Annotated in this window: 20 protein-coding genes and 4 tRNA genes; 16 read left to right on the top strand and 8 right to left on the bottom strand. The window is 69.9% G+C overall.

The features are described from left to right. Positions 1 to 31 precede the first annotated feature (31 nt). Positions 32 to 1,048 carry a cell division protein ZapE gene (gene zapE, locus NF4_RS07650; RefSeq protein WP_063126562.1) on the top strand — a complete coding sequence of 339 codons (1,017 nt, stop codon included), beginning with the start codon at positions 32 to 34 and terminating at the stop codon, positions 1,046 to 1,048. Positions 1,049 to 1,209: 161 nt separating this feature from the next. Continuing rightward, the gene (locus NF4_RS07645) at positions 1,210 to 2,019 is read left to right on the top strand and encodes a tyrosine-protein phosphatase (RefSeq protein WP_063126847.1); all 810 of its coding nucleotides are present in this window, start codon (positions 1,210 to 1,212) and stop codon (positions 2,017 to 2,019) included. Between the two features lie 22 nt (positions 2,020 to 2,041). Here NF4_RS07645 and NF4_RS07640 read toward each other — a convergent pair whose 3' ends face one another. Further along, the gene (locus NF4_RS07640) at positions 2,042 to 2,575 is read right to left on the bottom strand and encodes a GNAT family N-acetyltransferase (RefSeq protein WP_063126561.1); all 534 of its coding nucleotides are present in this window, start codon (positions 2,573 to 2,575) and stop codon (positions 2,042 to 2,044) included. 176 nt (positions 2,576 to 2,751) lie between these two features. On the opposite strand from NF4_RS07640, the gene NF4_RS07635 reads away from it, so the two are divergent. From NF4_RS07635 to NF4_RS07625, 3 genes are all read left to right on the top strand, one after another. Next, the gene (locus NF4_RS07635) at positions 2,752 to 5,271 is read left to right on the top strand and encodes an FAD-dependent oxidoreductase (RefSeq protein WP_063814522.1); all 2,520 of its coding nucleotides are present in this window, start codon (positions 2,752 to 2,754) and stop codon (positions 5,269 to 5,271) included. A 7-nt stretch (positions 5,272 to 5,278) separates the two neighbouring features. Further along, a complete protein-coding gene (locus NF4_RS07630) occupies positions 5,279 to 6,232 on the top strand; it encodes a LysR substrate-binding domain-containing protein (protein ID WP_198165252.1) in 954 nt (317 codons plus the stop codon). A 182-nt stretch (positions 6,233 to 6,414) separates the two neighbouring features. Then, a complete protein-coding gene (locus NF4_RS07625) occupies positions 6,415 to 7,296 on the top strand; it encodes a hypothetical protein (RefSeq protein ID WP_232330352.1) in 882 nt (293 codons plus the stop codon). A 41-nt stretch (positions 7,297 to 7,337) separates the two neighbouring features. On the opposite strand, the gene NF4_RS07620 is transcribed toward NF4_RS07625, so the two are convergent. Further along, positions 7,338 to 7,568: a hypothetical protein gene (locus tag NF4_RS07620; RefSeq protein ID WP_063126560.1), complete on the bottom strand. Its 231-nt coding sequence runs from the start codon at positions 7,566 to 7,568 to the stop codon at positions 7,338 to 7,340. Positions 7,569 to 7,609: 41 nt separating this feature from the next. Beyond that, positions 7,610 to 8,830, bottom strand: a complete 1,221-nt coding sequence (locus tag NF4_RS07615; RefSeq protein ID WP_232330351.1) for a sigma-70 family RNA polymerase sigma factor — start codon at positions 8,828 to 8,830, stop codon at positions 7,610 to 7,612. Between the two features lie 219 nt (positions 8,831 to 9,049). Here NF4_RS07615 and NF4_RS07610 point away from each other — a divergent pair, with 219 nt between their 5' ends. Then, positions 9,050 to 10,156: a baeRF11 domain-containing protein gene (locus tag NF4_RS07610; RefSeq protein ID WP_063126843.1), complete on the top strand. Its 1,107-nt coding sequence runs from the start codon at positions 9,050 to 9,052 to the stop codon at positions 10,154 to 10,156. A 67-nt stretch (positions 10,157 to 10,223) separates the two neighbouring features. On the opposite strand, the gene NF4_RS07605 is transcribed toward NF4_RS07610, so the two are convergent. From NF4_RS07605 to NF4_RS07595, 3 genes are all read right to left on the bottom strand, one after another. Next, positions 10,224 to 10,298: transfer RNA gene (locus NF4_RS07605), tRNA-Val, on the bottom strand. Position 10,299: 1 nt separating this feature from the next. Then, positions 10,300 to 10,370 (bottom strand) — tRNA-Cys (locus NF4_RS07600). A gap of 44 nt (positions 10,371 to 10,414) precedes the next feature. Then, positions 10,415 to 10,487: transfer RNA gene (locus NF4_RS07595), tRNA-Gly, on the bottom strand. Between the two features lie 314 nt (positions 10,488 to 10,801). Between NF4_RS07595 and NF4_RS07590 the strand changes: the two genes are divergently transcribed. Together NF4_RS07590 and NF4_RS07585 are read left to right on the top strand one after the other, a co-directional pair. Continuing rightward, positions 10,802 to 10,873 (top strand) — tRNA-Val (locus NF4_RS07590). Between the two features lie 394 nt (positions 10,874 to 11,267). Next, a complete protein-coding gene (locus tag NF4_RS07585) occupies positions 11,268 to 12,371 on the top strand; it encodes a CapA family protein (RefSeq protein WP_063126559.1) in 1,104 nt (367 codons plus the stop codon). A gap of 26 nt (positions 12,372 to 12,397) precedes the next feature. On the opposite strand, the gene NF4_RS07580 is transcribed toward NF4_RS07585, so the two are convergent. Then, positions 12,398 to 14,743, bottom strand: coding sequence for a molybdopterin-dependent oxidoreductase (locus tag NF4_RS07580; protein WP_063126558.1), 2,346 nt, complete (start codon positions 14,741 to 14,743; stop codon positions 12,398 to 12,400). Positions 14,744 to 14,956: 213 nt separating this feature from the next. Here NF4_RS07580 and NF4_RS07575 point away from each other — a divergent pair, with 213 nt between their 5' ends. The 8 genes from NF4_RS07575 to NF4_RS07540 all read left to right on the top strand — a co-directional run bounded on the left by NF4_RS07575 (position 14,957) and on the right by NF4_RS07540 (position 23,181). Next, complete coding sequence (locus tag NF4_RS07575; RefSeq protein WP_198165250.1) at positions 14,957 to 15,541, top strand: biotin transporter BioY; 585 nt, start codon at positions 14,957 to 14,959, stop codon at positions 15,539 to 15,541. Continuing rightward, on the top strand, positions 15,534 to 16,655 hold the full coding sequence (locus tag NF4_RS07570) for a class I adenylate-forming enzyme family protein (protein WP_063126557.1): 1,122 nt from the start codon (positions 15,534 to 15,536) through the stop codon (positions 16,653 to 16,655). The genes NF4_RS07575 and NF4_RS07570 overlap by 8 nt, the downstream gene beginning before the upstream one ends. Then, positions 16,652 to 17,779: a thiolase family protein gene (locus tag NF4_RS07565; RefSeq protein ID WP_063126556.1), complete on the top strand. Its 1,128-nt coding sequence runs from the start codon at positions 16,652 to 16,654 to the stop codon at positions 17,777 to 17,779. The genes NF4_RS07570 and NF4_RS07565 overlap by 4 nt, the downstream gene beginning before the upstream one ends. Next, complete coding sequence (locus tag NF4_RS07560) at positions 17,776 to 18,456, top strand: energy-coupling factor ABC transporter ATP-binding protein (protein ID WP_063126555.1); 681 nt, start codon at positions 17,776 to 17,778, stop codon at positions 18,454 to 18,456. The genes NF4_RS07565 and NF4_RS07560 overlap by 4 nt, the downstream gene beginning before the upstream one ends. Next, positions 18,453 to 19,055, top strand: a complete 603-nt coding sequence (locus NF4_RS07555) for an energy-coupling factor transporter transmembrane component T family protein (protein ID WP_063126554.1) — start codon at positions 18,453 to 18,455, stop codon at positions 19,053 to 19,055. The genes NF4_RS07560 and NF4_RS07555 overlap by 4 nt, the downstream gene beginning before the upstream one ends. After that, entirely contained in the window at positions 19,048 to 20,418 is a 1,371-nt protein-coding gene (locus tag NF4_RS07550) for an AMP-binding protein (RefSeq protein WP_063126553.1), read from the top strand. The genes NF4_RS07555 and NF4_RS07550 overlap by 8 nt, the downstream gene beginning before the upstream one ends. A gap of 164 nt (positions 20,419 to 20,582) precedes the next feature. Next, positions 20,583 to 21,842, top strand: a complete 1,260-nt coding sequence (locus tag NF4_RS07545) for a cytochrome P450 (RefSeq protein WP_063126552.1) — start codon at positions 20,583 to 20,585, stop codon at positions 21,840 to 21,842. Positions 21,843 to 21,990: 148 nt separating this feature from the next. Beyond that, positions 21,991 to 23,181 carry an aminoglycoside phosphotransferase family protein gene (locus tag NF4_RS07540; RefSeq protein ID WP_157120042.1) on the top strand — a complete coding sequence of 397 codons (1,191 nt, stop codon included), beginning with the start codon at positions 21,991 to 21,993 and terminating at the stop codon, positions 23,179 to 23,181. An 18-nt stretch (positions 23,182 to 23,199) separates the two neighbouring features. On the opposite strand, the gene NF4_RS07535 is transcribed toward NF4_RS07540, so the two are convergent. Further along, on the bottom strand, positions 23,200 to 23,742 hold the full coding sequence (locus NF4_RS07535) for a hypothetical protein (RefSeq protein ID WP_063126550.1): 543 nt from the start codon (positions 23,740 to 23,742) through the stop codon (positions 23,200 to 23,202). Between the last annotated feature and the right edge of the window lie 422 nt (positions 23,743 to 24,164).

Below are 24,164 nucleotides of genomic sequence, written 5' to 3'. Positions count from 1 at the left end.
ACAGCTCATACCACGTCACTAGGCTACGTCCATGCCGATGCGCCTCGTCGACCGCCGTCCGGAGGTCCCCGCCGACCAGCTGGTCGCCCAGATGGTACCGCCGCCCATGTTCGACGAGGTCGGTTTCGATACCTACATCCCCGATCCGAACGAGCCCAGCCAGGCCGCGGCGGTCGCCTCGGCGCGTGCCTTCGCGGAGAAGGTCACCGCCATCCACAAGGCCGCGCAGAAGAAATCCTTCTTCGGGAGGAAGAAGCCGACCCAGGGCGCGGGCCTGTACCTGGACGGCGGTTTCGGTGTCGGCAAGACCCACCTGCTGGCGTCGATCTTCCACAGCGCGCCCGCGCCGAAATCGTTCGGCACTTTCGGCGAACTCACGAACCTGGTCGGCGCGCTCGGATTCGGCAACGCGGTCGAGCGGCTGTCGGCGAACAGTGTGCTGTGCATCGACGAATTCGAACTGGACGATCCGGGCGACACCATGCTGGTCTCCCGGCTGCTCACCGAGCTCTCGGCGAGCGGCGTCTCGATCGCGGCCACCTCCAACACGCTGCCCGGGCAGCTCGGCGAAGGCCGGTTCGCGGCGCAGGATTTCCTGCGCGAGATCAAGAAACTCGGCTCGATCTTCGACACGGTGCGGGTGGACGGCCCCGACTACCGGCACCGCGATCTGCCGCCGGCCCCGGAACCCGGCACCGACGCGCAGTTGACCGAACGGGCGGCGGCCACCCACGCCGCGACGCTGGACGATTTCGACGCTCTGCTGCGCCATCTGAGCACCCTGCACCCGTCGAAATTCGGGGCGCTGATCGACGGGGTGTCCGCGGTGTTCGTCTCCGGCGTGCATCCGGTCAACGATCAGGCGGTGGCCCTGCGCCTGGTGGTGCTGGCCGACCGGCTCTACGACGCGGGCACCCCGGTGACGGTCTCGGGCGCGAAACTCGACGAGATCTTCTCCCAGGAAATGCTCGACGGCGGCTACCGCAAGAAGTATCTGCGGGCGATCTCCCGGCTGCTGGCGCTGTCCCGCTTCGAGGTCCCGGCCTGAGCGCGGCCCGGCGGTAGCCGGGTCGTTTCCGGTCGCCGGGCGCCGACCCGCGCGGCGCGCGGAGACGCGCCGTTTTCGGGTTGACCCCGGACCCCCGGATTGGTTTGCTGAGTCCGGCACGCCGCGCGGGGGTGCCGGCGAGCACGATGGGAGTTCCGCTCATGGTTCATCGTTCGGCACGCGTACCTGCCGCTGTTCTCACCGGTGCCCTGATTGCGCTCGGCCCCGCCGCGGCGGCGAATATCACCGCGGCGCCGGCAGTCGCCGAGGTACTCACCGTCGACCGGTCGCTTCACTTGGCCGGCGCTCCCAATGCCCGCGATCTCGGCGGTTACCGCACGGTGGACGGACGGACCGTACGCACCGGTATCGCGTTCCGCACCGATCAGCTCGACAATCTCACCCCCGCGGATCTGGCGGAGCTGACCCGGCTCGGGGTCCGTGCGGTCGACGATCTGCGCACGGTGTACGAGCGCGCGCTCGGCCCGGACCGGATCCCCGCCGGTGCGCGTGCCAACTGGTACGACATGATCGGCGCCGCCCCGCTGCCGGAACTCGTGTCGACCCTCGCCGGTGGGAGCGACCTGTACCGGGCGTTCATCACCGCCCCGGGCGCGAACCAGGCGGTGGCCGGGGTGCTGCGCGATATCGCGGCGACGGGGCGGGGGCCCGAGGCCGGCGCGGTGCTCTTCCACTGCACCGCCGGCAAGGACCGGACCGGCTGGACCGCCGCGGTACTGCTCACGGTGCTCGGTGTGGATCGGGCCACGGTCACCGAGGACTATCTGATGTCCAACCACTACCGCGGCGCCGCGGCCGGTGATCCGGTGGGCGGGGTCCAACGGGAGTGGCTCGACGCCGCCTTCGATCAGGTCGCGGTGAGCTACGGCGGTTTCGACCGCTATGTGAGCGAGGGGCTGGGTCTCGGCTCCGCAGAGATCGACACCCTGAAACAGCGCATGCTGGACTGAGACCGCGACACGGGTCCGAAGGTCAGAACTCGAGTCGCAGCACGTCGTCGTGGTACACCTGGCGCCCGACGGTGAAAGTCCGGGTACCGACCTGCTCGAAGCCGTACTTGGCGTAGAAGCGTTGCGCCCGCAGGTTCTCCTGGTTCACGCCGAGCCAGACACCGGCGTAATCGGCGCCGCGGGCCTGCTCCAGCGCCGCGTGCATGAGCGCGCTCGACACTCCGGTGCCGTGATGGCCCGGCAGCACATACATCTTGCTGATCTCGAGCACCGGATCCAGCGCTACCGCCGTCGCCACCGCGGGGTCGGACGGCGGCCCGCTGTGCAGGATGGCGTACCCGACGATCTCGCCGTCCGCGACCGCTTTGAGGACCGTGCGCGCCGGATCGGACAGATATTCGCCGAACCGCTCCCCGGAGAGCGCCTCCGCCAGGAACACCTCGATATCGTCTATATCCGAACCCGGCGGGCAGGCCAGCGGGAAGGTCGCGGCGGCGACATCGCTGAGCTCCTCGGCGTCCCACAGTCCGGCCCGGTCCACGGTGACAGTGGTCATATCTCAATGAGACCACAGCGGTACGGCGCGGCGGTGTGTCCGCTGGTCCGGCAGGTGCGTACCCGCCCCGCGGACAACTGGCCCGGGGTTCCGGCGGGGCTCTTGCGACCTGCGGCGATGGGCGTAAAAGAGCCTCCAGCTTTGCTGCCGGACACATCCGACGTAATCTCTCGCCCATGAGGAGCGGGAACCGCATCGCGATCGTCGGTGCGGGTATCGCGGGTCTGGTCTGCGCGAAGGTCCTGAGTGAGGATGGGTTCGCGGTCGAGGTATTCGACCGAGCCCCCGATATCGGCGGCGTGTGGAGCGAGACTCGCCGTTACCCGGGCTTACGCGCGCAGAGCAGCAAGTACACCTACCACTTCTCCGACCATCCGATGCCCGCCGACTACCCACGGGTGCTCGACGGAGCCCGGATGCAGGAGTACTTGGCGAGCTACGTGCGCGCCTTCGGGCTGACCGATCGCCTCCGGCTGCGCACCGAAGTGGTCGCGGCCGATCCGGTCGACGGCGGCTGGCTGCTCGAGATACGCGATCTCGACGGTGTGCATCGCACCTCCTGTGATCACCTCGTCATCGCCAACGGCGTATTCAGCGAACCGGAGCTCCCCGATTTCGCGGGTATGACCGAATTCGGGCGTGCCGGAGGCCAATTGGGCCACAGCACCCAGTTCCTGGATGTGGACGCGGTCCGCGACCGTTCGGTGGTCGTGGTGGGCTACGGTGCCGCGGCCTGCGATCTGGCCACCGAGATCAGCCGGGTGGCCGCCGAGACCACGGTGGTGGCGCGTCGGCTGCTGTGGAAGATGCCGCGCCGGCTGGCCCCCGGCCTGGACGCCGAACGGGTACTGCTCACCCGCACCGGTGCCGCCCATTTCCGGCATCCCGAGCCCGGCCGGTTCGAGCGTCTGCTGCGTGGTCCGGGCCGTTCCTTCCGGGAGAGCAACCTCGATCTCATCGAAGCGCTGGTGGCCCAGCGGTCCCGGGCCGCGGAGCTGGGGCTGGTGCCGCCGGTGCGGTTCGACCAGGCCCACGAAGCCGCGTTCGGACTGGTCGCAGATGATTTCGCCGACCAGGTCGCGGCCGGCCGTATCACCGTGTGCGGCGGGATCGAGGTCGCCGCGCTGGGCGGCGGCCAGGCCGGGCCGTATGCCGAACTGTCCGACGGCCGGCTGGTCCGTGCGGATATCGTCGTCTGCGCCACCGGTTTCCAGCAGCGGGTCCCGTTCCTGACCCCGTACGTACAGCGCCAGCTCACCGACGATCACGGTAATTTCCGGCTGTATCGGCAGATCCTGCCGTTGCAGGTACCACATCTGACCTTCGCCGGTTACAACTCGTCGCTGCTGAGCGCGGTGGGCGCGGAGGTCGGCGCGCACTGGACCTCGGCCCTGCTCACCAGGAGCCTGTCCCTGCCGCCGACGGAGACGATGAGCGAGCGGATCGAGGCCCGCCTGCGCTGGATGCACGAGTACACCGGCGGTCACCACGCGCACGGTGCCTCGGTGACCCCTTATGCCCTGCGCGATATCGATGAACTGCTGGCCGATCTCGGGGTGAAGTTGCCCTTCGCGGCACGCACCGCGCAATGGGTGCGCCCGGCCCGGCCCGGTGACTACAAGGTGGTGTCGCGCCGGAAGCGTGGGCCCGTGGCCCAGCCTCTCGCGGCCCCCTACGGTGGGCCCTCGCCGCAGTCGTCGCCACCGCAGCCGGCGTCGCCGCCGACCGGAGCGACCGAACCGATCCATACCGGCGCCGCCCGCCCCGAATCGTCCGGCGGGCGACCGGTGGCCTCGGAATCTCCGACCGTGAAATTGCCGGAATCGGCTCTCCCAGGCGCCGACGAGCGGACCAAGATCATCGCGATGCCCGCCGCGCACCCGGTCGGACCGGACCCGCAACCCGCGCCCGGGCAACCTCCGCAACCGGTGCACCAGGCCCGGCCCGCGCCCGCACCGGTGAATACCCGGTGGCCGGTGAATACCCCGCAGCAGGAGAACGCGGCGCCCCCCAACGGGCAACCCGCGGAGACACCTCCCGCCGCGCAGCAGTCGGCCGTGGACGTCGCACGCGACGCGGCCCGGCGGGCCGCGGCCGAAAAGCGCGCGGCCGGTATCGCCGCACGATCCAACAGCCCCACGGTCCGGCTCGATATGCGTGCGGCCCAGGCCGCGGCAGCCGCCGCGGCGGCCGAGAACTCCGCGGCACCGTCGCCCGGGCCGGGGACACCCGGCGGCGATGCCCCGGGTGGCGCGGCATCCGCGCCCGCCGCCGAGACCGGCACCCAGGAGGCGTCGGAACCGGATACGGCCACCACGGAATCGGACCGCGCCGAACCGGCGAAGACCGACCCGGCACCGGCGACCGGGGCCGTGGATACGGAGTCGACTGCCGACCGGTCACCGGCTACCGGTGCCGGTGACACGCCCGCTGAAGCTGCGGGTTCGTCGGCCCCGAAGACCACCGAACCGGTGTCCGCCGACGCCACCGACCGGACATCGGCCATCGGTGCGGGCGATACGGCATCGGCTTCGGGGACCGCCGAACCGGCGCCCGCCGACACCACCGAGCGGGCGCCGGCCACCGGTTCGGCGCCCGCCGCCGGTTCGGGGAAGCGGGAAAGGGCAACCGCCGACTCGGAATCGGTTTCTCCCGAATCCGAGACACAGGCCACCGGCGCGTCCTCGCGAACCTGATCCGGCCGTGCCGGATCTGGATCTGAACCTGCTGGTGGCCCTGCACGCCCTGCTCGAGACCAACAGCGTTACGCAGGCCGCCGAGCGGCTCAACACCTCGCCACCGGCGATGAGCCGCACCCTGGCGCGGCTGCGCCGGGTCTACGACGATCCGCTGCTGGTCCGGGCCGGGCGCCAGCTCGTCCCGACGCCACGCGCGCTCGAGTTGCGGTTCGAGGTCGGCGCGCTGGTCGAACAGGGGCGGGCGCTGCTGGCGAAACCCGATACGGTCGACCCGACCGCCCTGGTACGCGGGTTCGCGTTGTACGTGGACGACGCGGTGCTGCCCGAACTCGCCGGCCGGCTGCTCACCGAGGTCCGCGCCCGGGCACCGGGAGTGACCCTGCGGTTCGTGCCCGGCGAGACGGCCGGTTCGGCGAGTGCGCTGCGCGACGGCCGGATCGACGCGCAGGTCGGGGTGATCGCGCAGGCGGATCCGCAGACCCGGGTGGAACGGGTACGCGGAGACCGGTTGATCGGCGTCGCCGCACCCGGCCATCCGCTGGTCTCCGAGCGGGTGACCGTGGCCGCCTACGCCGCCGCGGCCCATATCAGCATCTCGGCGCGCGGGATCGCCCGCGGCCCCATCGACGACCGTCTCGCCCTGCACGGCCGCACCCGCCGCGTCGTGGCCACTGTCCCCGATTTGACAACGGCGTTGCTCGCTGTGCGTTCCGGTGTCGCGGTGTGCCCGGCTCCCGCGGTCGTGGCGGCCACCGCCCTGCCGGCGCTGGGTCTGTGCGCGTTCGAGATCCCGCTGCCGCTGCCGGAGGTGACGATTTCGCTGGCCTGGCATCCGCGCAACACTCCCGACCCCGCGCACGCGTGGCTGCGCACCCTGGTGCGTTCGGTGCTGACAGCCGCCGATCCGGTGACCGGGACACCGCCGGGGGTGAGGGTTGCATGGGTCCCATCTGGGTAACTGCTGGGCAGAAACCTGGCGGTGACCGGCCTCTGTGGAGCACCCTGGAATACGTCGGTGTGGTGTCGGGCCGACATGGTGGGACGGGTTAGATGGGTGGTCGCATGCAGACGAAGCGGCGGACTGATATTCGGTGCGGGCGTCGGACGATGTTGTCCGACCTGGGTATATCCGACGGTCCGGTGGGTACGGACACCGCGGAGCAGACCACCTCCGGGTACGGTTGCGGCTGTGCGCGCTGTGTGGAGGCGCAGTGGGACGCGCAGCGACTCAAGTATTGGCTGGCGAGCCGGCTGCTCGCGTTCGGCGCGGACGAGGCGGTGGTGGACCGGCGCTGCGGCCCGGTCACCGTCGATGTCTGGTGGCGGCGCGGCACCGAGCAAGGCGCGATCGAGGTGCGCACCGGCCCACTGACCCAGGAACTCGCGCAACAACATACGGACCGGCTGCGTGCGCTGGGTTGCGCGAAGGTGCTGTGGTTGTGCGCGCCCGGTTTCTGGGTGTCCCAGTTGCCCGCCCTCGGTATCGCCGATCTCGCGCCCGCCTCGTGTGAGTACCGCGCCGTGAGCGGCATGCTGGAAACCGGTCCCACCGGCCTGGTCGTGCCGAGCGGGCGACCTTACGAATTACGGGAGTTCCTGCGGGAGTGGGTGGCAGGCGAGGTCGCGTGGGGTTACCGCGATCATTTGAAGAAAGGATGGGCGGCCGTGACCGACTGGGAGAAGCACACCAGGACCCAGGCACTGCTGCTCGAACAGCAACGCCTGGAACTGATGTCGCAGCGCACCGCGCTGGCCGTGGCCCGGCAGGCGGTGCGCGAGAAGAAGCGGCAGCTCGCCAAAACCGTCGCCCGGATGGAGCGGACGGCGCAGCGCGCCCGGGAGCAGGCCGAGGCGGTGGCGGCGGTGGATCGCCGGATCGCCGATGAGCGGCGGGTACACCGAGCGCTGGAGGACACCATCCGGCGTCTGCACAAAACCATCGACAACTGGCAGCTGATCACGGTTTTCGTCATGTTGTTGCTCGTGACCTTCATCGCGGCGACCATGCTGGTCAAACCCTGACGGCGACCGCCCGGCCCGATCTCGTACCCGCCGGGCGGATCTCAGCGCGCAGAGGCCGCCGAATCCGCCGCGGGCGGTCTTCTGTCCAGCGCGGCCACGCGCAGCTCTTCCACCGGCGTGTCGGCGAGCAGGACCAAACAGTCGCTCAGGCCGCCCAGCGCGACGATGGCGCGGGCCCGATCGCCGAGCCCGGCGTCGGGACCGACCAACAGCGCCCGATCCCATTGGGCAGACCCGCTGGCCGCGGCCCGGCGGTTTCCGCGCCGGTGCACCGGCCGGGCCCCGCCGGGGTGAGGGCCTGATGTTGCGTCCGCTATCCGGCGGCCAACCGGAACGGGCCTCGATCCCACCGCCACTCGTTACGGACCACCAGCGCGATCAGGTCCACTGGGTCGAATCCGGTCTCCGCCCGCACCTGCCGTAGTGCGGGCAGCCGGACCGGGCCCTCGGTGAGCAGTTCGGTGAGCCGGTCCTCGAGGCCTGCGGGCACCCGGTGGGCCGCCAGTTCCGGTTCACCGAGGTGGCTGCCCGTCCAGAGCAACCAGCCCCAGCCGTTCTCGTGCGCCCGGGCACGGGCCGCCGCGGACTTCATCCGGTTCACATGGAAACCGATATGCCCCAGTGGTTGTTCGTCGATCAGTACCAGGCGCCCGTCGGCGAGTTCGGCGACGACGGTCGGGAAGTGCAACTGTTCCGTGCCGTCGATCCGGTACCCGACGGCATCGGGATATTCCTGGAAGTTACGGATCCGGTCGTCGGCGTCGAGCAGGCGGAGCAGCCTGGCCTCGAGCCCGGAGTCGAAACCGATATCACGTCCCGGTTTATGCAGGTAGAACCGGCCGCGACCGTCGTCGTCCATATCGAAGGTCCGCGCCGGGCCGGTGGGCAGCGGTGCGGGCGAGCCGTTCCCGGTGGGCCAGTCGATCCGGTCGAGCCAGGGCGCCGGCGGTCCGGCGGGTTCCTCGTCCATGCGCAACCGGGACAGCAGGTGGTTGGTCTTCTTGCGCCAGCCCACGATGCGCTGGGTGACGAAACCCGCGATCCGTTTCGCGTCGGCCGCGGTATGACCGGCCAGCCGCAGCTTCAGGTATGACAGATCGTTCACCGCGATATCGGTATCGGTGGCGTAGGTTTCGGCCAGCAGCGCGCGAGTGAGTGCGGAATCCCGGGTGCCCACGGGGTAGCGCCGGGCGTACTCGGGAACCGGCAGCCGTCCGGAGCGCGCGGTGTGCCGGAGCAGTTCACCGACCGCCTTGGTGTGCAGCTGGCGGGCCCGGTCCCGGGCGAAATCCAGACGTGCGCCGATACGGGTGAGCGTTTCGGGACGGTCCCCGGTGATACCGAGCCGCAGTCGCAGGATCGTCGCGGCCCGTTCCCGGTCGACCGCGTAATCGTCCACCAGTTCGGCCAGGGCGTGGCCGCATTCCTCGAGTTCGAAGGACAGATGCTCACGGAGATCGTCCGGGAACGATTCCCCGGTGTCCGTGGCGGCCGGACCGTCCGGCATCACCTCGCGGGCTGGTTCCGTCTGCACACACACCCCCTGTCGGGACCCGGCGGGCCGGTCGGCTCGAGTTCGTGCGGGCCAGCTTAACCGCGCCCGCCGACAACCCCGGCGGACGCGTACCGACTGTCCGGGGTCGTCCTGTGCTCTAATGAAGTTTGCCGAGTATTCGCCCTGCGTCACGACCCACCGCCGCGATCCCCGGTTCCACCGGATTCGGCGCGCCGACCCCACGATGTGGAGGATTTCGTGCTGCACACCGATATCCCGACTCGCGGCGAGATCGAAGCGCTCGCCGCCCTCACCGACGACTGGTGCGTATCGATCTACACCCCCACCGAATCGGACGCGGCCGATCCGGACCGCAACCGGATCGCGTTCTGGGACCAGGTCCGGCAGGCGCTCGGCCAGGTCACCGATGCGGCGGCGCGGACCGCCCTGGAGGAGGAATTCGACGTCCACATCGACGATGCCGAGTTCTGGCGCTACCAGTCGCGCACCCTGGTCGCCCTCGCCACACCGACGCGGATCCGCACCTTCCGGGTGCCCAACGAGTTGAACGCCTCCGTCACCGTGGGCGATCGTTTCTACCTCAAACGCCTGCTCCGCGCCGTCACCTTCCCGCAGTCGGCGTTCGTCCTGGCACTCGCCGAAGGCAGCGTCCGGCTGGTGGAGATCACCGCCGACAAACCGGCGTACACGGTGCGGATACCCGGCCTGCCGGCCAACGCGGCCGCGCACGCCGGCAAATCGAGCCTGGGCGATCGGGCCCCGAAGCGCCGTGTCCAGGGGGAAGAGGGCCGCAAGATGCGGGCCCGCCAGTATGCCCGCGCCATCGACACCGAACTCCGCGATTTCCTGGCCGGCCGCCACGTCCCGCTCATTCTCGCGGCCACCGAACCGATCGACGCCCTGTTCCGTTCGGTGAACAGCTACGACGGTCTGCTCGCCGAGAGCATCCCGGGCAGCCCCGAGCACGCCTCCGACCAGGAACTCGCCGACCGTTCCCGTGCGGTACTGGACCGCCACTACGCCGCGCAACTGGCCGAGCTGATCGAGCTGCTGGACCGCCGCCGCAGCGAGGGCCGGGCCGCCACCGATATCTCCGATCTCGCCCGATCGGCCACCGCGGGCGCCGTCGACACTCTGCTCGTCGATATCGATGCGTCGGTGCCCGGCACCGTATCCGCCGACGGCGCGGTCACATTCGCCGAACCGGAGCCGGTCGACGCGCCCGGCATCCTGGACGAGATAAGCCGTCGCGTCCTGCTCACCGGTGGCCGGGTCCTGGCCGTGCGCGCCGAGGACCTGCCCGGTGAGACGCAGATCGCGGGCATCCTCCGTTACGCGGCGTAGCCGCCCGGAAAAAGCAGTAGAGGCACTTTCCGATCTGTTCGGAAAGTGCCTCTCAACCGATATGAACTGGTGCGCGATACTGGGATTGAACCAGTGACCTCTTCCGTGTCAGGGAAGCGCTCTCCCGCTGAGCTAATCGCGCGAGGTGGAGACGGGAATCGAACCCGTGTGCACGGCTTTGCAGGCCGTTGCCTCACCACTCGGCCACTCCACCGCGCAAAGGGGGAAGGCATTCTATGCGCCTGGCCCTACCTCTCGAGCGGATGACGGGATTCGAACCCGCGACCCTCACCTTGGCAAGGTGATGCGCTACCAGCTGCGCTACATCCGCATTCTGCATCCCCGGTGGTCGTTTCCGTCCTCCGTGGTGCGAGACAGAACATTAGCCGACGTTCGGCGAAACCTACAAATCGCCTGGTAGATGCCGGTAAATTACAAGCTTGTCATTTTCCGCCGGTACCGGTGCGGGCCGCGCCACTCGTCCGTCCGGGACGCGGCCCACTCCGCCGGTAACGGGTGGGTGTGGCGGCCCGGCCGAACCCGGTGAAAGAATGACAACCGGGTGATTTGGTGGCGAACGGGTGGTGCGTGTTAAGGTTCGTACTCGTTCGGAGGGCATCGAAATCCCCCCGAGCGGTTTATCCCGGTCTCATAGCTCAGCGGGAGAGCGTCCGCCTCACACGCGGAAGGTCGCTGGTTCGATCCCAGCTGGGACCACAGAAAGAAATCGCCTCCTATCTGCGAATCGGCAGGTAGGAGGCGATTGTTGTTTCCGGCCGATTTTCGCTGCCGCACCCTTGGCTACGCCCTTGGGCCCAGTTTTCGCACCGGTCCGGAGTTCGATACCCGCGGCGTAAGCGGGGAGGAGTGCTCCCTCTCAGCGGCACTATGTGTCGATACCCGGATATGCGCATTTGACCAATGTCGACCACTCCGGGTGGTGCCTCGGACCTGTGTCACCGCAAGTCTGGTGATAGCTTTCAGGTATGGGTTTCGGGGCGGAACCGATGGTTCGCGCGGTCGCCCCGGCGCGGCTCGTTGTCGGTTCGGGGGCGTGCCGGGCCGGGATGGTTGGCACGCGAGCCCGACCTGTGCTGTACCGGGGGGTGCCATGACGACGGACACGGTCCTTCTCGGTGGTGATGTGATGCTGGGTCGTGGTGTGGACCAGGTGCTGCCGTATCCGGGCGCCCCGGAACTGCGGGAGCCGTGGGTCCGGGATGCCCGGCGTTACGTCGAATTGGCCGAGTGGGCCCACGGATCGGTGCCGCGGCCCTGTGGCTACGACTGGGTGTGGGGTGAGGTGCCGGGCCTGCTGGACGAGCTGGGGCCCGAGGTACGCCTGGTCAATCTGGAAACCGCGATCACCGCGGACGGTTGCTTCGCCCCCGGCAAAGGAATCCACTATCGGATGCAGCCCGGCAATCTGCCGGCGCTCGCCGCGTTCGGTCCCGACGTCTGTGCGCTGAGCAACAACCATGCCCTCGATTTCGGTATCGGCGGATTGATGGACACACTCGACGCGCTGGCCGGCGTGGGTATCCGGGCCGTGGGCGCGGGAGCGGATCTCGCCGCGGCGCAACAGCCCGCCGCGGTGCCACTACCGGACGGACGCCGAGTCCTGATCGCGTCCGTATCGACCCGGTCCAGCGGTGTGCCACCGGACTGGGCTGCCGCCACCGGCCGTCCCGGCGTCTGGCGCCTCGACCATCCCTCGGTGCGGCACGCCGACGAGATCGCGGCGCACCTGGCGGCGCACCGCCGTGACGGTGAGCTCGCGATCGTCTCGGTCCATTGGGGTTCCAACTGGGGGTACGGAATCGGCCTGAGCGAGCGGCAGTTCGCACACCGCCTCATCGACGCCGGTATCGATATCGTGCACGGCCACTCCGCGCACCATCCCCGGCCGATCGAGATCTATCGCGGCAGACCCATCCTGTACGGGTGCGGTGATGTGATCGACGATTACGAGGGAATCGGCGGCCACGAGTCCTACCGGCCCGACCTGCGGTTGCTGTATCTCGTCACTCTCGATCCCGTCGGCCCGGCCCTGCTGCGAATGCTGCCCCTCCGTATCCGTCGTATGCGGCTCGAGCGCCCGGGGCGATCGGATACGCAATGGTTACGGGATCGGCTCGCCGATATCAGCCATCGTTTCGGCACCCGGGTCGAGATCGCGACCGACGATCTGCTGGCTGCCGGGCCGGCGGCGTGAGGCTCGAAGGGCCGGCTGTATGCCGATCAGGCGGGGTGGGCGCCGACCTGTCCGGCAGGGATCAACTCCGGGGGCCGGTGGATGCGCAGGGGCGGGAGGTCGCCCGCGTAGCGTTCGATCTGGACCAGGCAGCTGTTGACCGACGGGCCCTGGGCCAGCGAACTGGTGCCGATGTCGTGGGTGACGGTGTTCGGGTTGCCGTGTACGTCCAGTGATTTCGGGTCGCCGGGGTCCAGGGGGTCGTACCAGGCGCCGGTGGCCATGTGCACGACCCCGGGCCGGACCGCGGCGGTGAGCCGGAGGCCCGCGAGGAGGGCTCCGCGGTCGTTGAAGACGCGGACGATATCGCCGTCGTGCAGGGCGCGGGCGGCGGCGTCGGCGGGGTGCATGCGCAGGGGTTCGCGGTCGCGGATCTTGGATTCCCGGCTGGTGGCGCCGTAGTCGAGCTGACTGTGCAGGCGGGTCGCGGGCTGGTGGGAGAGCAGGTGCAGCGGAAAGCGTTGCGCGCGGGGGCTGCCGAGCCACTCCCGGGCGGGGAACCAGGCGGGGTGGCCGGGGCAATCGGAGTAGCCGAAGTCGGCGACGGTGCGGGAGAAGATCTCGATCCGGCCCGACGGTGTACCGAGCGGATGGCGGTCCGGGTCGTCGCGGAACCGTTCGAGCACGTGGCGGCTCTCGGGGAGCCGGGGGCGCAGGTCGATCGGCGCACCGGACCGGAACTCGTTGTAGTCGGGGAGGGTGATGCCGGCGGCGGCCGCGTTGTCGACGGTGGTCTGCCACAGGTGTTCCACCCACTGCCGCGCGGTGCGTCCCTCGGTGAATTGCGGGCCGAAACCCAGCCGGTCGGCGAGGGCGGCGAAGATCGCGTAATCGTCGCGTGCCTCCCGGTAGGGCGGCAGGGCCGCGCGCATGGGGGACAGCCAGTGATCGACCCGCGCGGCGGCGAAATCCTCGCGCTCCTGGGCGGCGGTGCTGGGGAGCACGATATCGGCCAGGCGGGCGGTGGAGGTCCAGCCGATCTCGTTGACGATGACCGTTCGCGGCCGGTTCCAGGCGCGGCGCAGCCGGTTGAGGTCCTGGTGATGGTGGAATGGGTTACCGCCGGCCCAGTAGACGAGGTCGATGTGCGGATAGGTGAGGACGCGGCCGTTGTAGTCGACGGTCTCGCCGGGACGTTCCAGCATGTCGGTGAGGCGCGCCACCGGAACCACCGCGGCGACCGGATTCGGCGGCTGCGGCAGGGCGGCGATCTCGAACGGCAGCCGGCGCCGCTGCATCCCGTTGGTCATTCCGCTCCCGGTGCCCATGAGGACGCCGCCGCCGGGCAGGCCGATATAGCCGAGGGCGGCGGCCAGCGCCCAGGCGGCCCAATAGGTCTGCTCCCCATGTTCGGCGCGCTGCAGGGCATAGGGGAGTCCGATCACACAGCGTTCCCGGGCCAGCAGCCGGGCCAGCTCCCGGATCTCGGCGGCGGGTACCTCCGACAGCGCCGCCGCCCACTCCGGGGTTTTCGGTTCGCCGTCCGCGCGCCCGGTCACATAGTCGGCGAAGCGGTCGAAACCGACCGTGTAGCGATGCAGGAAGGCTCGATCGTGCAGATCCTCGGTCAGGAGGGTGTGCACCAGGGCCAGCATGATCGCCACATCGCTGCCCGGCCGGCACGGGATCCACCGGGCGGCGAGAACCGGCTCGAGGTCGTCGCGGACGGGTCCGATATTGATCGTGTCGACGCCGGCGGCGCGGAGGGCCGCGAGATGGTCGCGATAGCCGTGGGCGCCGAAGCTACCCGGGTTGACCTGCGCGTTTCGTGCCGCTGCCCCGCCGAAGAAGACGATGCGGGCACAGTGTCGCGCGATCTCCTCCGTGGTGGGGGACTGCCGGGCCGCGTAATAGGCGTTCATCCCGAGCACGTGCGGGATCGTGACCTCGGCGGCGGCGAACGAATAGGTGTCCACCGAGGCGGTGTAGCCGCCGAACATCCGCAGGAAGCGATGGATCTGCCCCTGGGTGTGGTGGAACCGGCCGGCGCTGGCCCAGCCATAGGAGCCGCCGTAGATCGCGCGGTTGCCGGCTCGCTCCCGGGTGGACCGCAGGGCGCCGGCGGCGATATCCAGCGCCTCGTCCCAGTCGACCTCCACGAACGGTTCGCGGCCCCGGCCCGTGGTGTCGCTGTGCTCGCGGTCCCGGTAGTACCCGAGCCGGACGGCGGGCCGGGCGATCCGGTGATCGGGGTCGTGGGTGGCGGTGAGCGAGCGGCCGATCGGCGAGGGGTCGGGGTCGGATCCGGTGGGGGTGACGCGGAGTTCGCCGTCGCCGGCGCGGTCGATCAGGTAGTTGCCCCAGTGTGTCGCGGTCGGTAGCGGCTGCGTCATCGTGGTCCTTCGGACGGTTGTACGGCGATCCGGGTCATCGATCACCGTACGACCGGGTTGTGGTCCGGAGCGGGTCGTGGGGTGGAAGGGGGTGCCGGATCCGTAGCCCGGCCTCCGCGGGCCGGGGGACAACTGCGGGGGACCCGTCGGCGGGTTACCCGGCGATTGCTATCTTGAACGTCGTTCAAGTCATGGTGTTGCGGAGGTATCCCGGTGAGCGGTGTCGACAACGAGCGGAGGCCGCGGCCGGGTATCACCGCACGCGATATGGCACAGATCGCGGTGTTCGCCGCGTTGATCGCGGCGCTCGGTCTCCCGGGTTCCATCACGGTCGGATTCACCGGTGTGCCGATCACTCTGCAGACCCTCGGTGTCCTACTGGCCGGGGCGGTGCTGGGACCGCGCAAGGGTACGGCCGCCGTGGCGGTCTTCATCGCCCTGACCGTCATCGGGCTGCCGCTGCTGTCGGGCGGCCGCACCGGGCTGACCGCGCTGGCCGGCCCGAGCGCCGGCTATCTGGTCGGCTGGATCCCGGCGGCGCTGTTCATCGGGTTGCTCACGGCCCGGATCGTGCCCAAGTATCCGGTGCTGCCCGCGCTGCTGATCAACGCGGCCGGCGGCATCGTGGTCATCTACTTCTTCGGGACCCTCGGCCTGCTGCTGCGCACCGATATCGCACTGTGGCCGGCGATCACCTCGAACGGCGTGTACCTGCCCGGCGATCTGCTGAAGGTGGTCGTCGCGACGATGGTGGCCAAAGGTGTGCACCGCGCCTATCCCGGGTTGATCCGTGCCTAGCCGGGAACTCGGCGGAACCGGCGCCGCGCCCGCGCTCGATCTCGGCGGGCATCGGTACAGCTACGCCGAACTCGACCGCGCCGTCGACCGCTGGATCGACCGGCACGAGCCGGGCCCGGGTGGATACGATGCCTCCACTCTTCCGGTCGCCGAAGCGCTGATCTGCGTCTGCGCGGCCGCACGGCGCGGTGTCCCGGTCGCCGTGGAGGACCCCGCCACGCGCCCCGACCGCACCGAATGGCCGGCCTCGGCATTCCTGCTGGTCGCCACCTCGGGGTCGACCGGACGGCCGCGGCCGCTGGCCCGCACCGCCGCCTCCTGGTACGACAGTTTTCCGTCCTTCACCGCGCTCACCGGAGTCACGGCCGCCGACCGGGTCCTGCTCACCGGCCCGCTGCACGCGACGATGCATCTGTTCGGGGCCCTGCACACGCTGTGGTGCGGGGCCTGCGTCACCGACGACCCGCGGCACGCCACCGTCGTGCACGCCGTTCCGGCGGTACTGCGCGAGGTCGTGCGTACCGCACCGGAGCTGCGCACCGCCGTCGTCGCCGGTATCGCGGCCGACCCGGGCGCGCTCGCGGCGGCCCGTCATCTGCGCGTCGTCGAGTACTACGGTTCCTCCGAGGTATCGCTGGTCGCCGCCCGGCGGGTCCCCGAACCGCTGCGGTTGCTCGACGAGGTGGACGCCGAGATCCGCGACGGGTTGCTCTACGTCCGATCGCCCTACACGGTGCTCGGTGCGCCCGAATGGTTCGGTGTCGGCGATCTGGCCGTACTCGGGGACGACCGGGAACTCGCGGTCCGGGGACGGGGCGAGGCGGTGATCAACGTCGGCGGTACCACCGTCGTCGCCGAGGATGTGGAACGGGTACTCGGCGGTATCGACGGTGTGGTGGCGGCCGCGGTGATCGGTTCGGCGCACGCAGTGTTCGGCGAAACCATCACGGCGGCAGTGCAATTGGACGGGGTCGCCATCGAAGAGGTGCGGCGGCGGGCGCGCGGATTGCTGAGCCGGGAAGCGGTGCCGCGGCGCTGGGTGCGGGTCGGTGAACTCCCCACCACGACCGCGGGGAAGATCGCCCGCGGCCGGTTGAAAGACTTGCTGGCGTGAGTGCTGTTCCTGTTCTGGTCGCCGCCCGGCGAACCCCGATCGGCACGGCCGGGCACGCGTTCGCCGGACTGACCGTCACCGATCTGGCCGCACCGGTCCTGCGGGCCGTCGCCGGGGAGTTGCGCGCGGCCGGGCTGGACGACGAGATCGACGATGTGGTGCTGGGCAACTGTCTGGGCCCCGGCGGGGATCCGGCCCGGGTCGCGGCGCTGCGCGCCGGGCTCGGAACGCAGGTACCCGGCGTCACCGTGGACCGGCAGTGCGGTTCCGGCCTGGACGCGGTGATGCAGGCCGTGCTGCGGGTGCGCAGCGGCGCGGACGGGTTGATCCTCGCCGGCGGCGCCGAATCCGCCAGTACCGCGCCGTGGCGGTTCTGGCCGCCGGAGCCGGAGCGGGAACCAGTGCGCTACACCCGCGCGCCGTTCGCGCCCGAGGGTTTCCCGGACCCTGATATGGGCGTCGCCGCCGATGACCTCGCCCGCCGCCGCGGTATCGGCCGGGAACGGCAGGACGCCTACGCCGCCCGCTCCCATGCCCGCGCCGCCGCCACCGATTTCGGCGCGGAACTCGTACCGGTCGCGGGGGTGAGCCGGGACCAGCGCATCCGGCCGGGGATGACCGCGCAGCGGCTGGGCCGATTGCGGCCCAGCTTCGGCGCCGACGGCACCGCGACCGCGGGCAACTCCTGCGGTATCTCCGACGGTGCCGCCGTGCTGGCCGTGACGAGCGAGACGCGAGCGGCCGGGTTGCCCGCCCTGCGGATCCTCGGTTCGGCGGTGAGCGGCTCGGATCCCGCGTTGCCCGGACTGGGGCCGGTGCCGGCGATCCGGAAGGTGCTGCGCCGCACCGGTCACTCGGTGGCCGACCTCGGCATCGTGGAGATCACCGAGGCCTTCGCCTCGGTGGTGCTGGCCGTGTCCGACGAACTGGGCCTGGACGAAGGGGTGCTCTGCCCGGAGGGCGGCGCGATCGCCATGGGCCACCCCTGGGGCGCCTCGGGCGCGGTCCTGCTGGTGCGGCTGGCGAGTCAGATGCTACGGCCGGACGGGCCCGCCCTCGGACTGGCGGCCTGTGCCATCGGCGGTGGTCAGGGGATCGCCGTACTCGTGGAGCGGAGGCAATGAGCGAGATCGTCTTCGACGCGGTGAGCCACCGCTACGGTGAGCGCCGGGTCCTGCGCGAGGTGGATCTGCGGATCACCGAGCGCCGGGTCGGGATCATCGGCGCCAACGGATCCGGGAAGTCGACGCTGGCCCGGATGATCAACGGTCTGCTGACCCCGACCTCGGGCACCGTCACCGTGGACGGTGTCGATGCCTCGAAGAAGGGTGCCCGGGTACGCCGCAAGGTGGGATTCGTGTTCACCGACCCCGACTCCCAGATCGTCATGCCGACGGTCGCCGAGGATCTGGCGTTCTCGCTGCGGCGCACGGGCCTGAGCAAGCCGGAGATCGCCGGGCGGGTGGCCGAGATACTGGACCGCTTCGGCCTCGCCGCCCACGCCGATCATCCGTCCCATCTGCTTTCCGGCGGGCAGAAACAGCTGCTGGCGCTGGGTGCCGTTCTCATCCGGCGTCCGGAGGTGATCGTCGCCGACGAGCCGACCACCCTGCTGGATCTGCGCAACGCCCGTGCTGTCGCCGCGGCGCTCGATTCGGTGGACCAGCAGGTGATCGTGGTGACCCATCAGCTCGGACTGCTGGACAGTTTCGAACGGGTGATCGTCGTCGACGAGGGCGCGGTGGTCTTCGACGGCACCCCCACCGCGGCCGTCCCCGCCTATCGGGAGTTGATCGAGTGATCGGGCTGTACCTTCCCGGTCGCTCGCTCCTGCATCGGATGCCCGCCGGTGTGAAACTGCTGTCGCTCGTCGCGATCATCGTGGCGGCGACCGTGCTCGTGCGGACACCCGCCCAGGTGGGTGTCCTCGCGCTGGGTGTCGCCGCGGTGTTCGCGCTCGCCCGGATCCCGTGGCGGGTGGCGCTGGCCCAGCTGCGGCCGGTGGTGTGGATGCTGGTGTTCATCGCGGTGGTCCAGATCCTGACGACCTCGCCCGCGCGTGCCACGGTGGTGTGCGGGCTGCTGTTGATCTCGGTGGCGCTGGCCGCGCTGGTCACCTTGACGACCCGGGTCACCGATATGTTGGACGCCGTCACCCGGGGGCTCGGTCCGCTGCGCCGTCTCGGCGTCGATCCCGAACGTATCGGCCTGCTGCTGGCGCTGGCGATCCGCTGCGTGCCGCTGCTGGCCGGGATCGTCCGGGAGGTGGCGGACGCCCGGCGGGCGCGCGGACTGCAGTGGTCGGTGACCGCCCTCGCCACGCCGGTGCTGGTCCGGGCGTTGCGCACCGCCGACGCGATGGGCGACGCGCTGGCCGCCCGCGGAGTCGACGATGACTGAACTGCTCGCCGAGCGGATCGCGCGCCAGGCTGCCCGGGATCCCGCGGCGACCGCCGTCGTCGCCGCCCGCGAACAGGCCACCTACGGCGAATTCCTGGAGCGGGTCACCCGTACCGCCGCGGGTCTGGCCGGCGCGAACCGGGTGGCGGTACTGCCCACCTCCGATATCGGCTCACTGGTCACCGTGGCGGCGGCGATGTACGCCGGGGTCGGTGTGGTGCTGCTGCACCGCCATCTGCTGCCGCGGCAGCTGGACCGGGTCCTGACGCTGTCTCGTCCCGCGCAGGTGTGCGCCGCCCCCGGCCATCATCGGCTGCTGCGCCGACTGGGCTGGACGGGCACGATCCGCACCGCGGCGGAACTGGAATCGGACGGACCGTGCGGGCGCGCCGGCCCCGGAAGTGAACTACTGGTGGGGATCACCTCCGGCACCACCGGTGAACCCAAACTGTTCGTCCGGGATCAGCGGTCATGGGCGGCGACTCTGGACCGCTCCGACGCGACCTTCGATATCGACAGGGGAGACCGGGTCTCGACGCCGGGCGTACTCGATCACACGCATTTCCTCTACGGCGCGCTGCACGCGCTGACCCGGGGGGCGACGGTCGATCTGCGTCCGGTCACCGCGGCGCTGGCCGATGACCCCACCCATCTGTACTCGGTCCCCGCCATCGCCTGGGACGTGGTGCGTTCGGGCGTGGCGCCGGTCGGCAGTGTGCGCGAGGTGCTTTCCTCGGCGGCGCGCTGGCCGCGGCCGGGCCGGACGGCCTTGCGGGAGGTACTGCCGAATGCCGCGCTCACCCATTTCTACGGGGCCTCGGAGCTGAGTTTCGTCTCGTTCGACCGCGGTCTCGGCGATACCGACGACAGTGCGGCGGGGGAACTGTTCGACGGAGTCGAAGTAGAGATCCGCGACGGCCTCGTCCATGTACGCAGCGATATGGTCTTCACCGGGTATCTGGCCGAGGACGGTGTGGTGGCCGGCCCGGTCGACGGCTGGTTCTCGGTCGGCGATCGAGGAGCGTTGGCGGGAAATAGGTTACGGCTCTTCGGTCGGGACGGCGAAATGCTCATCCGGGGCGGCCTGAATGTGGAGCCGGCGGCGGTCGAGGCCGCGCTGACCGCGATCCCCGGCGTCGCCGAGGCCGCCTGTGTCGGACTCCCGGACCCGCGCTGGGGACAGGTGCCGGTGGCCGCCGTCGTCGTCACGGGCGACGCGCCCGGACCCGAGGAGATCCGGCGGCGGCTGCGGGCGGTGCTGCCGGCCCCGAGTATGCCGGATCGGGTCCGGGTGGTGGACCGGCTGCCGCGGACGCCGCGGGGCAAAGTGGATCGCGCCGCGCTGACCGCCCTGTTCGGCTGACACCGCGCCGGTCGGGGCGACGGCGACCCGCCCCGGTGGGTGTGGCGCACACCCTGGAACGCAGAACTGTCGTGCGGCAGGTAATCTCGCGTCCCTGACGTTGCCGGGACTTCGGTCGAGTCGCACCGGTCGTCGAGTAGCCACCGCCGTGACTGGAGAACTCTGTGAATTCCGCACGTCCCACCGCGCTTTCGGGGATCCCGGCCGCCCTCGGCTCACCTCAGAACAGCGCCGGGCCTCGTGTCCCCCTGTACTCCGACGAGATCGCCACCACGCCGCAGCGTGCCTATCAGGACATGCGGCGGCGGTACGGCTCGCTGGTACCGGTCGAACTGGCGCCCGGGGTCCCGGCGACCCTGGTCATCGGCTACCACACCGCGCTGCGGATCCTGAACGATCCCGAGCACTTCCCCGCGGATTCCCGGATCTGGCAGCAGGATGTCCCGCGTGACTGCCCGGTACGGTCGATGCTGGAGTGGCGTCCGGCCGCCATCCGCAGCACCGGCTCCGAGCACGCGCGCTACCGCCGGGCGACGGTCGCCGGGATCGACGGCGTGGATCTCTTCGCGATGCACAGCACCGTCGAGCAGATCGCGATCCCGCTGATCGACAGCTTCTGCGGCGCCGGATCCGCCGAACTCATCGGCCAGTACGCGTTTCCGCTGACCTTCGCGGTGGTGAACAGCATGCTGGGGTGCCCGGCCGAGATCGGCCAACGGGCCGCAGCGGGGATGGCCGCGATGTTCGAGGGTGTCGACGCGGACGCCGGCAATATGATGTTCGCCCAGGCCATGGCGGATCTGGTCGGGTTGAAGCGGGCCGAACCGGGTGACGACGTGGTCACCCGGCTGCTGGCGGATCCGGCCGACCTGGACGACGAGGAGATGTTGCACCAGGTCCTGAGCTTCTACGGCGCGGGGATCGAACCACTGCAGAACCTGATCGTCAACACCCTGCGGCTGATGCTCACCGACGAACGTTTCGCGAGCGGCATCCTGGGCGGCAGTCTGTCCACCCGGGACGCGCTGGACGAGGTGCTGTTCACCGATCCGCCGCTGTCCAACTACTCGGTCTCGTTCCCCCGGCAGCCGATCCTCATCGACGGGGTGTGGCTGCCGGCGCATCAGCCGGTGGTGATCAGTATGGCCGGCTGTAACAACGATCCCGCGATCGATACCGGTGCCTACACCGACAACCGCTCGCATCTGTCGTGGAGTATCGGACCGCATTCCTGCCCGGCGAAATCGGTGGCCTACCTGGTGGCCCAGGACGCCATCGATCAGTTGCTGGACGCGCTGCCCGAGATCCGGCTCGCCGTACCGGCCGACGACCTGACCTGGCGGCCGGGACCGTTCCACCGGTCGCTCACCGCGCTGCCGGTCGCGTTCCCCGTGTCCGCGCCGCTGCGGCCGGCGAGCGCGTAGGACCTGTTACCGGCGCTCGCCGGCCGCGGCGGTGCCATGCCGATCCGGTGTTCGGCGGACGTCGCCACAGTGGGAAGCGCATCGCTCGGCGCACCGATTATCGTGCAGAGCGCAGAGTTTCGATGTGTGAAGGGTTCGGGTGGTCGAGGTGTCGGTTCGGGAAAAGGGCAGGGCGGTAGGGCTCACCACGCGGATCGCGGGGTACTACCTGCGGGACGTGATCCGCAGAACGGCTCCCACCGAGCTCACCGAGGTACCCGCCGCCCCCGAGTTGCTGACCGAACAGTGGCTCACCGCCGCGTTGTGCGCGCAGCATCCGCAGGCGCGGGTGGAGTCGTTCACGCTCACCGAGGGCAGCAACGGCACCTCATCGCGACGGGGGCTCACCGTCCGGTACAACGAGGCCGGTGTGGCGGCCGGTCTGCCGACCGAGCTGTTCACGAAATCGACTGCGGCACTGACGATGCGAGTGGTGTGCGGGCTGTGTCAACTGCTGGGCAACGAGTCCGGTTTCTACCGCCACATCAGGCCCGAGCTCCAGCTGGAGGCGCCCTGGGCGTATCACGCCGCCTTCGATCCGCGGTCTTTCCGCTCGTTGTTCGTGCTCGAGGATGTCGTGGCCACCAAGGGCGCCACCTTCGGCAATCCGCTCACCCGGGTGCTGGACAAGGCGATGGCCGAGGACATGGTGGGGCAGCTGGCGCTCTATCACGGTGCGTATTGGGACAGCCCGCGGTTGCGCAGTGATTTCGGCTGGTTGCTCACCGGTGCGCAGTGGCACACCACCATGAACAACATGATCAATACCGGCCGGATGTTCCGCAACGGGCTCGCGCGCGGCGCCGAGGTGATCCCGCCGGAACTGCGCGGCCGGCGCGAAGAGCTGTGGCCCGGCCTGTTCCGCTCCATGGCGCTACACGAGCGCACCCCGCAGACCCTGCTGCACGCCGATGTGCACGCGGGCAACTGGTACGTCACCGGCGACGGCCGGATGGGCCTCTACGACTGGCAGTGCACGCTGCGCGGGAACTGGGCGGCCGATTTCGCGTACGCGATCATGTCCGGGCTGACCGTGGAACAGCGCCGGGAATGGGAGCGTGACCTGCTGGAGTACTACCTCGACCGGTTGCGGGCCGCGGGCGGTGCGGCGCTCGCTTTCGACGCCGCGTGGCTGCAGTACCGGCAGCAGACCTTCCAGGGCGTTTTCGCCTGGGTCGGCACGCTGGGACAGGGCCGCATGCAGCCCGATATGCAGCCCCGCGATATCAGCCTCGCCAATTTCGAGCGGATTTTGCAGGCAGTGGCGGATCTGGAGTCGCTCGACAGTCTGGCCGAGTAGCCCGCGAACCGGACCGGCTCAGGCCCGGGGCCGGTCGCCGGTGGGCCGGCCGGGGAGGGGATGGGCCAGGAAACCATCGGCGAAGTACTGCATCGAACCGCACCGGTCACAGCGGTAGGCATGCTGATGGACGAGTTCCTGGCCCCATTCGGCCGGACGGTCGGTGAGGATCCCCGCGACTCCGGTGACGAAGCCGAGCGCACCGAGATAGGTCCGTTCCCGTGCGCACCAGGGACAGGTGAGGTCGATCGATTCGCGGATGCGGCGGACCTCATTGTCCTGCTGCCGGATCCGGTGCCGGGCCTGCTCGATATAGCGTTCGGCGTGGCCGAGTGTCAGCTGCTCGGGGGTGCTCCACCCGCCGTCGTAGCCACTGCCGACGGCGGTGCGCAGGTGGGCGAACTCGGCGGCCGAGCGGCGCACCTCCCGGGTGCCGCGCAGTCCGCCCGCCGCGCGATAGGAGATCTCCGCTCGCGGAATCCCTTCCGGTAGGCCGGAAGTGAGTCGAACACGTTTGGGATCGTCCGCATCCGGCTTGTACTCGATACCCCGGTCCGACACACCGACGAGAATACCGCCGCGGCGGCCGCGTCCGCTGGTCGTCCCGGCCGCACAACCGTGGTCCGTGCGGCCGGGTCTCGGTGAGAATTGTGTTTCCGCTGTTCAGGGCCCGGCTTTGTTCGATAGACTCATGTCGATTCATTGATGTGACGCGCGCGTCGCCGGCTCGGTCATCCGAGGCTGTCTCCGGGGTGCCACAGGTCGCCGCATCTCAATGACACGTATCGATTGGGTAGCGATTGTCATTTTCGTCTCGCTACCTCTATTGCTGAGTTTGGGTAGTTCTTTACTATATGTGGAGCCGGACTGTGGCATCTCGCATCACTGGGACACCACGGGAATGGTTGTGGCGGTGCCTCGGAAGGGTTCCTCCGAGCGCTGTTCACTGCGCTTCGATCAGCTGTCTTGCATGGGTTTTCAAC

It is taken from the genome of Nocardia fusca NBRC 14340, from assembly GCF_001618425.1.
GTDB lineage: Bacteria > Actinomycetota > Actinomycetes > Mycobacteriales > Mycobacteriaceae > Nocardia > Nocardia fusca.
The sequence above is the reverse complement of the archived record's forward strand: the minus strand, read 5'-3'. Positions and strand labels throughout refer to the sequence as shown.